This is a genomic window from Tateyamaria pelophila (assembly GCF_019966495.1).
Classification (GTDB): Bacteria; Pseudomonadota; Alphaproteobacteria; order Rhodobacterales; family Rhodobacteraceae; genus Tateyamaria; species Tateyamaria pelophila.
Map to the genome: position 1 here is coordinate 1 of NZ_JAIMIA010000163.1, position 8,023 is coordinate 8,023.

Genomic DNA, 8,023 nt, shown 5'->3' on the forward strand with positions numbered 1-8,023 from the left:
ACATCACGCAATTTCCTGTCGATGATCAAACTGGCATCCGTCAGGCTGTGGATCGAGTTTTATGAGTCCGCTGCCTAGTGACGGTATACGCAGCGGCACATGTGATTTCGATATGCTGTCGACTTTGAGACCTCGGTTTGGTCGATTCCGAAAGAGAAAATGAAGCGGGCCAAGACGCATACCACTTATCTGGCGCAGCAAACGATCGACCACTGAGCGCGCTGAAAAGCTGCGCAGGCAAGTCCCGATATCTGCTTCCTTCACGCTACAAGCGGATGGCCCCTTGTCGCGGGCGACATTCAAGCGCCTAGTAAACCGTGTGATGATACGCGCACAGAAAGAAGGCCTGCCCTGACAGCACTTCACAATTCACGACCTACGCGGCACAGGTTCGACGCTGTTGAACGCGTTGGGGTTCAATTGTGATTGGGTTGAAAAGTGCATTCTACATGAGGATGGTGGGTCGGCGCTCGACGCAGGGTTGGTTGTTTTTTTCAGGGATTTACGAGTCGAACGTGCGAGGTGCGCAGAACTGGCGCAGATCTCGTGACCGGATCTTTCCCGATTTTCTCGGTGATGTAATGCGATGCGCAACGGGCGTGTAATGAACATCGAAGACGATATTCGCATTCGACCGGGCCGCATACGATCATCGAGCAGCCAGCGCCCGTTCGTCTCTCTGACATTGGCGGCCGCACCGTCCCACGCAAAGGCAAGATCACATCCGGCAAATGGTCGCACTTTGGGTGCGGACAACGCGTCGTCATATAGGCCAATCGTATCATCAAAGCGCGCTCGCGCGGTGCCATCGTCAAGGCGCGCGCTGTCCGCACCACCGGGCGGAACGCTCCGATGGCAACGCATCTTGCCAATCTGCGCCTCAAGGACGTCACCCGCGACGGTGAGGGAATGTTTACAACCCCGCCCTTCCGACGTTTCGTGCTCTACGCTTATTCAAAGCGCATCACCGATCTGTTCCTGACGGTCGAGGAAATCGCTTGCGGGCGCATGGATGTACGCCCGGCCGCGCAAATGCTTGAGTTGGCGGACAAGAACGACCAGATCGCGGTAAATCACGGAGTTCGGGCCACCGAGCTTGGCACCGCACGAGTTGTCGTGAGCCACCAATCGCCGGAATTCCAGCGGCGGGCGTGGATCGCGCAACACCGGGGCGCCGTCCAGCTTGCGGACCGAGCGGCGCCGGAAAATCTTCGTCATGGCCAAGCCAATTTGATCGTTCGGTGACAAGGTCACTGACAGACGTCTAAAATGATATATTTACTTTATATGTTAACAGGCATTTTGCCTTGAACGATAGGAGATTCCCCAATGCTGAAACGACTTCTTACCGTTGTCGCCACCACTGCTGCCATGTCCGCTCCCGTTGCCGCACAAGACGAGCGTACCATGCTTTCGATCGTCTCTACGGGCGATGCGCAGACACAACTCATGGCAATGGTCCTCACGCTTCAGACTGCAAGTCAGGGTGTGAAACCACGCATTCTGCTTTGCGGTCCCGCTGGCGATATTGCTCTAGCAGATGCACCTGCAGCTGCAACTGCCGGTCAACCACCGCGTGATGCCAGTCCGCAAGGGCTGATGCGCCGTCTCATGGATCAGGCGGATGCGACTGTAGAGGTGTGCGCGATCTATCTGCCCGGTCGCGGGGAAGATGCCTCTGTCCTGATCGAGGGCGTCGGCGTTGCGGATCCCGACGAAATCGGTGCCTTGATCGCGAACCCCGCAACCCGTGTCATCGGATTTTGATCCCGAACGGACGGTCGGTGACACGGTCATCGACCGTTGAGCAAATAAGAGGCCAAGGATAACTCAAGTCAAAGGGCCATGACCGGCAATGAAGGAACAGCTGGCCGAGCTGTGTGGGATCGTCGGCCCGGTGTCGATCGCTTTGACGCTGATTTCGCAACTGTCCAACCGGTCTGTTTTTCCGGACTGTGATCGCTGTCGGCGCGACGACTCTAATCAACGCTTTCACCGGTTTCTGCCCGGCCAATCGCATTCCCGGTGTAAAGACGCGCCGGGATTGCCGATGGAACCTGCGTCTTACGCCTTGGTGTCGCTGTTCGGTGGCTTCCAGATCGGATTGGAAACGGTTTGGCGCTTGGCCGCTTCATGGGTCCGCAAGGCGCACTGGCCGAGAGACTCGCGTGCATCGGGCAGCGAATTCGCATGGCGCGTGGTATTGCTGGTCGGAATGGTTTTCGCGCCGATGCTGCTGCCTTTTCGCCAACGCACCTGTCATTGTCGATAACAATGCTTGTCGGTGCGAACTTCTTGTGGGCTTCGGTGGCGCTCCGGACAAAAAGCACGTTCGACCGCGATGTCTGCGGCCTGGCGTGGCTCTCGCCACGTTTCATTGCCGCCGCGTTGACCTTCATGGCCGCGACCGCCGTCACCGGTTTCGTCGTTCGTCACGTTCCGGGAGGCTGAGATGCACCTGATCGCCGTCTACATCATTGGCCTCGTCTTCGGACGGGGCAATCCAATGACCGGGATGATGGACCCCGCGAAAACCTCAACTTCTTCGACGACGTAGACATGTGAGACCCCAGCGTTGGCTTCGTCATGATCCGTGCGCTGATCCTAGCTTTCGAGGGTTTCCGCTGCGTAATCAATAACCCCGCCAGCAACGCCTGCGTGGTGACCAACAGCGCAATGGACAGCGATTGTCCTGCGGGCCGGATCACCTACGATCACGGCGATACTTTCTCTGCGATCATACACAAAAAGGGCTTTAAGCTCGGATCAATCATCGAAACAGATGTCCGAAGCGTCCTGTATTCACAAACGGCTCGGCGGCAAGATCAAGGTCGCTGCAAATATCAAGGTCGTCCATCAGACCTTCGGCAAGGTCTTCATCGAGGGCACCGCGTTCCAGCGCGGCGGCAGCCAATTTGATGCGCTGTTCGAGGACGACGGAACGATAATCAAGGTGCCGGTCTCTGCGGTCTGCCGGACAGGCACACTTGCCATGACACGCTGGGCGCTGGGCGAGGCAGACGCGAGGCCCGTCTCTGGCCGATCAGGCGGGCTGATGATGCCGATCAGGCGACTTTGCGCGACATGGAATATGAGACCATCTGGTCTCTGGGCGACACGATGAACGCGCCCAACGCCCAGACAGCCGCTGCCGCGCGCGAGCAGGCTCCCGTCATTGCCGAAAACAGCGTCGCCTACATGCGCGGTCACGAGGCTGTGGCCAGTACGATGGCTATGGGTTCTGCCCCCTGACCGTCGAGCGCGGCGAGATCGTTCTGGCCGAATTCGGCTAATGCGGCGTGCTGAGCTCTCGTCGCCGCGATCATCGATGCCATACTGGGCCGCTTCCCGGGCAGCGGGCAATTCCGCAACATCCGCGGACACCAGGTGAAAACCAATACTCCCGCAATGAGCCTGCGTGCCGATGAAAGCCTCTATTTCGTGAACGTCCGGTTCCTGGAAGACCTGATCCAGAACCGGCTGACAGAAAGCTGCATGATCGACGGTTTTATCCTCGTGTTTGCGGCCGTGAACGCGCTCGATTTCTCAGCATTCGAAAGCCTGGAGGCCCTCACCGCGCGGATTACGGGCTTGGGCGTCGGGCTGCATCTGTCGGAGGGGAATGGGGCCGTCATGGCTCGGCTGAAGCGATCTCACCTGATCGACCAGCGGAACGGGTGGATTTTCTTTCCCCCGAACGATGCCTGGTAACGCCGACGAAGTGTTCAGGGTCGCCGCATTCCTCTTGGAACCCTGGCCCCTTGATCCGAGTTTGTTCTTGGGTCGCAACCGCAACAGAAAGGCTGAAACAGATGTCCGCTCACATGACCGAAATTCATTCGGGGCCGCCGTCCTCATGCTGGCCGCACCCGGGCTTTCCGACGATATCCGATCCAGCGTCGACGAACCATGTTGGGCAGATGACAAGAGGGCGGATCTCGGACAGTGTCTCACCGCCGAAAATGTACATTGGGCGCTTCAGGCGGAACCCGTTATCATGTTTATCGACGTTCGAGATCCGAACGAAGTCAATTTCGTGAGCCACCCCACCTTGATTGACGCAACCGTTCCTTTGCTGCGGGCCGTGCAAGCCTCTGTTCCCGAAGACGGGTCCTATGCAATCGCGTCCAACGACACTTTCGCCACTCGGGTCAGCAGGATGGCCGAGCGTGAAAGGGGCATGCACAACGTGAACGGCTGGTCCATGGTGGAGCTTCGATGGACATACGTTACCGGTCCGGAAAACGCATGGACGCCCCCGTTATCTGGTTCCGAAAAGTAATGGCATATCAGTGACAAGGTCACCGACTGAACTACGGCAAACGGATACACTTTCGATCAAATTCACACTTCAGAGGAGAATTTTCCATGTCGACCGACGCCAAAACTGTCGAAAATCTGAACACGGCGCTTCAGATGGAGATGAGCGCCTCGCACCAGTATCAGCTTCATGCCCACGTTCTGGACGATTGGGGTCTGACAACGCTGGCAGACCAGATGCGCGAGGAGATGCAGGAGGAACTTGGCCATTCCGATCGGTTCATCGAACGCATCATGTTTCTCAAGGGCGACCCGCAGATCGCATTCGCAAAAAAGCCGCAGCGTGCGGCGTCTCTCGTCGAAATGTTCGAGGCCGATCTCGCCGACGAGGAGGAGGCGATCGCATTCTATACCAAGGCGGCGATCGCCGCCCGGGAGGCGGAAGATATCGGCTCGCGTGTCCTATTTGAACAGATCGCGATGGAGGAAGAGGGCCACAAGGAGTGGCTGGAACTGCAACTCAATCTGCTCGAACGGCTCGGAGAGCAGAACTTCGCCAGCAAATACGTGTCCGTCACGCGCGGTGACGAGGAATAGATAGCCTGAAGTGCGAGGCTGAGCCGCCTGAGGTGGTCGCCTCGGACCGGCGATGCGACCGGTCTGTCCCTGCTGTCCAGGCAAGATGGCAGGTGGGCATCGGCGGATCATCGGCACGCTTGAAAAGACAGACAATGGAGAACGCGATGACAACCATGAAAATCAGTGAAAGTACCGGCCCAGGCAGTCCCCGCGTCGCAGGTTTCTACGAGCCCGATACCGGCTCGATTCAGTATGTTGCCATTTGCGAGGCGACGAAGAAGGCGGCCCTGATCGACGTGGTACAGCGGTTTCACCCGGCGCGCGGCGCGACCGATTTCGAACCGGCGCAAGAGATCCTCGACTGGGTGCGCACGCAGGGCCTGACGGTGGAATGGATCCTCGACACCCATCCCCATGCCGATCACTTGCTCGCGTCATCCTGGCTCAAGGACAAGACGGGCGCGCGCACTGCGATCGGGGAGAAAGTCCGAGAGATCGCCGGCCTCTGGCGTGAATACTACCATGAGCCGGACCTGTATCCCGAGCCGCACTTCGATCAGCTCTGGGCGGACGGAGACACGTTCAAGCTCGGCGATCTGGAGGTGCAGGTGATGCTCTCTCCCGGCCATACGCTGGGGTCGGTCACCTATATCATGGGGGACGCCGCTTTCGCTCACGACACGTTCATGCAGCCCGATGCGGGAACGGCGCGCGCCGATTTCCCCGGCGGCTCAGCTGCTGAACTGTACGACAGCCTTCAGGCCATTCTCGCCCTGCCGGACGAGACCCGCGTCTTTGTCGGCCACGATTACGGCACTGACGACCGCGAGGAGCCTGCCTGGGAAAGCACCGTGGCTGAGCAGAAGGCGTCGAACATCCATGTCGGCGGCGGCGCGGCGAAGGCCGGTTACGTCAAGACGCGTGAAGCGCGCGATGCGACGCTCTCTCTTCCCGACCGGATGTTGGCGGCGTTGCAGGTCAACCTGCGGGGCGGAAAGCTGCCCGAACCGGAAACGGACGGGCACAGCTACTTCAAGATCCCCGCCAACAGATTCTGATAGGAGAATGACAATGACAGAGTTGGAAAACTGGACGCCTGCGCGCGTAAAGCAGGCGCTGGATGCGGGAGAGATCGTCCTGATCGACGTGCGCACACCGCCGGAGTACATGATGGAACACGTGAGGGGCGCGCTTTTGATGCCCATGGCGTTTTTCCGTGCCGACGCGTTGCCCACACAGGACGGCAAGCGCATCGTGCTGCATTGCGGCTCCGGCATCCGCTCAGGCAAGGTCGCTCAGGCGGCTATGGAGAGCGGACTGAAGCCGCTCGCACACATGGAGGGCGGTTTCGCGGCCTGGAAAAAAGCCGGATTGCCTTACGTGGGGACAGACCCGGCGAGCGGTGCGCCAAAGGACATGACGGCAGACTGACCGCCCTGCCGGTATTGTGTATCGTCACGCACTGCGGGCTGATCCTCGGAAGTGAACTGCGGATACCTTTATCTGGATCGTCAAGAACGTCGCGCTGATCATGACGGGCGTCCACGCAGTTTTCCGGCTGCTTTGACGTCGATGGGGTCTTTGGGTAATGGACATTGCCCCCTCAGATGGCCGCGGCGATGATCCGGGACAAGGCTGGACCAGACCAGCACCGCGATCAACGCGGCTTCTCGAAAAAGGCAAGGATCAGTGTGACGGTGGGCAGAAATTGCTCATCCGTGCTGTTTCTCGCGATGGCCGCGCCCTCCGAACTCTGATGGGTCATGGCAAGCGTGCTGGGCGCATTCCAATTCCAGGGTTGTGTGTTCAATGTCGAAAATCTCGGCCAGCGCAGTCTTGATATCTTCTTTCACGGCGTCCGCTTCGCTCCAGCGGCCCTCCGCTATAATGACATGTGCATCGAGCGCCGCCCGGTGTTCGTTCATCTGCCAGAAATGCACGTGGTGGATGCCGGCCACGCCCTCAATGCCGCGCACCGTGTCGAGGACGGCTTCGGTCTCGATGTCCGGCGGCGCGCCCAGCATCAGGATGCGGATCACGGGACCGATCTCGTGGAAGGACTGCCACAGGATATAGCCCGCGATCAGCACCGTCACGATTGGGTCGATCAGCCGCCAATCGTAAAGCAGGATAAGCGTACCTGCGAAGATCACCGCCACAGAGCCGAGCGCATCCGCAACGTTATGCAGGAAGGCCGCTCGAATGTTCACGCTGGACTTCGACATGGCATAGGTGAGCGCCGCCGTCACCACATCCACGACCAGCGCGATACCCGCTATGACAACGACGATCCAACCCTCGACATCCTGCGGATTGGCAAAACGCAGTGCAGCTTCGTAAAGCAGGTAGAGACCGATCACGATCAATGTCGTGTAGTTGATGAGCGCCGCGACGACCTCGACCCTGCCATAGCCGAAAGTCATGTCCGCGTCCCGTGGCCGTCGCGCGATCTTGCGCGCGCAGAACGCGATGATGAGCGAGATTGCATCGGAAAAATTGTGCAGTGCATCCGCGATCAGAGACAGGGAACCAGAAACAATGCCGCCTATGATCTGTGCGACGGTGAGCCCCATGTTGACCGCAATGGCGGCGAACACACGCCGGTCGCCCGCTTGCGCATCCACGTGATGATGATGGCCGTGTCCCATATTGGCGGCTCCTTTCGATTCTCAGCCCTATCCGAACGATACGATTTAGACCGACCTCAGGTTCAAGACGCAAATGTGAAAGAGTGTTCAATCGGACGGATGTCGGGCCGATTGGGCGCGGACGTGACGGGGCTCCGCTGTTGCCAGGGCCAGCGTTGGTTTCCGTCGCCAATGCGTTCCAAAAGCGGTCAGCGGTGCAACAAAGACACCTTGTCTCGAACGGTTGGTGATATTGCGCAAGCATCTCGGGGCGGTGGTCCGACGGCTATCCGGTCTCGCGCGGCTTCCGCAAGGACGGGAACGGATAGCCAATGCGGATGATCCGCGCCAGGCTGCGGACTACCGCGTCATTCGGGTTCCCGGTGATCACTGATAGTGCATCGGCGCGCATGAAGTACCGGCCAACCCATCGATTTTCGGACTTTCGGCGCTTGTGGCAACTGCATCCAGATCGCCCACTAAGGGTTTGTTACGAAACAAACGCTTCAGTATCTATACGCGGATTGCTTCTTTAGCTTTTTGATACGGTGCTTCTG

Annotated in this window: 10 protein-coding genes and 1 pseudogene; 10 read left to right on the forward strand and 1 reads right to left on the reverse strand. The window is 58.9% G+C overall.

What is annotated here, in order from left to right:
- Positions 1-852: 852 nt before the first annotated feature.
- The 10 genes and pseudogenes from LC354_RS24890 to LC354_RS24935 all read left to right on the forward strand — a co-directional run bounded on the left by LC354_RS24890 (position 853) and on the right by LC354_RS24935 (position 6,270).
- A complete protein-coding gene (locus LC354_RS24890) occupies positions 853-1,245 on the forward strand; it encodes a cyclic nucleotide-binding domain-containing protein (protein WP_223428670.1) in 393 nt (130 codons plus the stop codon).
- Between the two features lie 84 nt (positions 1,246-1,329).
- Entirely contained in the window at positions 1,330-1,767 is a 438-nt protein-coding gene (locus LC354_RS24895) for a hypothetical protein (RefSeq protein ID WP_223428671.1), read from the forward strand.
- A gap of 348 nt (positions 1,768-2,115) precedes the next feature.
- Positions 2,116-2,451, forward strand: a complete 336-nt coding sequence (locus tag LC354_RS24900) for a hypothetical protein (protein ID WP_223428672.1) — start codon at positions 2,116-2,118, stop codon at positions 2,449-2,451.
- 331 nt (positions 2,452-2,782) lie between these two features.
- Positions 2,783-3,124, forward strand: a complete 342-nt coding sequence (locus LC354_RS24905; RefSeq protein ID WP_223428673.1) for a hypothetical protein — start codon at positions 2,783-2,785, stop codon at positions 3,122-3,124.
- Positions 3,058-3,290 (forward strand): annotated as a pseudogene (locus tag LC354_RS24910) (NAD(FAD)-dependent dehydrogenase); the annotation flags it as partial. The gene LC354_RS24905 and the pseudogene LC354_RS24910, both read left to right, overlap by 67 nt.
- 97 nt (positions 3,291-3,387) lie before the next feature.
- Positions 3,388-3,711 (forward strand): sodium-independent anion transporter, encoded by a 324-nt coding sequence (locus LC354_RS24915; protein WP_223428674.1) that lies wholly within the window; start codon positions 3,388-3,390, stop codon positions 3,709-3,711.
- Positions 3,712-3,997: 286 nt separating this feature from the next.
- A complete protein-coding gene (locus LC354_RS24920) occupies positions 3,998-4,282 on the forward strand; it encodes a hypothetical protein (RefSeq protein WP_223428675.1) in 285 nt (94 codons plus the stop codon).
- An 86-nt stretch (positions 4,283-4,368) separates the two neighbouring features.
- Positions 4,369-4,857, forward strand: coding sequence for a bacterioferritin (locus LC354_RS24925; RefSeq protein WP_223428676.1), 489 nt, complete (start codon positions 4,369-4,371; stop codon positions 4,855-4,857).
- 146 nt (positions 4,858-5,003) lie between these two features.
- Entirely contained in the window at positions 5,004-5,897 is an 894-nt protein-coding gene (locus tag LC354_RS24930; protein ID WP_223428677.1) for an MBL fold metallo-hydrolase, read from the forward strand.
- Positions 5,898-5,910: 13 nt separating this feature from the next.
- Positions 5,911-6,270 carry a rhodanese-like domain-containing protein gene (locus tag LC354_RS24935; RefSeq protein WP_223428678.1) on the forward strand — a complete coding sequence of 120 codons (360 nt, stop codon included), beginning with the start codon at positions 5,911-5,913 and terminating at the stop codon, positions 6,268-6,270.
- Positions 6,271-6,551: 281 nt separating this feature from the next.
- Here the strand turns inward: LC354_RS24935 and LC354_RS24940 are convergent, their stop codons facing one another.
- A complete protein-coding gene (locus LC354_RS24940) occupies positions 6,552-7,487 on the reverse strand; it encodes a cation diffusion facilitator family transporter (protein WP_223428679.1) in 936 nt (311 codons plus the stop codon).
- Positions 7,488-8,023 lie beyond the last annotated feature (536 nt).

Bases quoted from the DNA above. Each gene is read 5' to 3' on its own strand.
- LC354_RS24920 (WP_223428675.1), top strand. From the start codon at position 3,998: ATGTTTATCGACGTTCGAGATCCGAACGAAGTCAATTTCGTGAGCCAC.
- LC354_RS24930 (WP_223428677.1), top strand. From the start codon at position 5,004: ATGACAACCATGAAAATCAGTGAAAGTACCGGCCCAGGCAGTCCCCGC.
- LC354_RS24925 (WP_223428676.1), top strand. From the start codon at position 4,369: ATGTCGACCGACGCCAAAACTGTCGAAAATCTGAACACGGCGCTTCAG.
- LC354_RS24895 (WP_223428671.1), top strand. From the start codon at position 1,330: ATGCTGAAACGACTTCTTACCGTTGTCGCCACCACTGCTGCCATGTCC.
- LC354_RS24890 (WP_223428670.1), top strand. From the start codon at position 853: ATGGCAACGCATCTTGCCAATCTGCGCCTCAAGGACGTCACCCGCGAC.
- LC354_RS24905 (WP_223428673.1), top strand. From the start codon at position 2,783: ATGTCCGAAGCGTCCTGTATTCACAAACGGCTCGGCGGCAAGATCAAG.
- LC354_RS24935 (WP_223428678.1), top strand. From the start codon at position 5,911: ATGACAGAGTTGGAAAACTGGACGCCTGCGCGCGTAAAGCAGGCGCTG.
- LC354_RS24940 (WP_223428679.1), bottom strand. From the start codon at position 7,487: ATGGGACACGGCCATCATCATCACGTGGATGCGCAAGCGGGCGACCGG.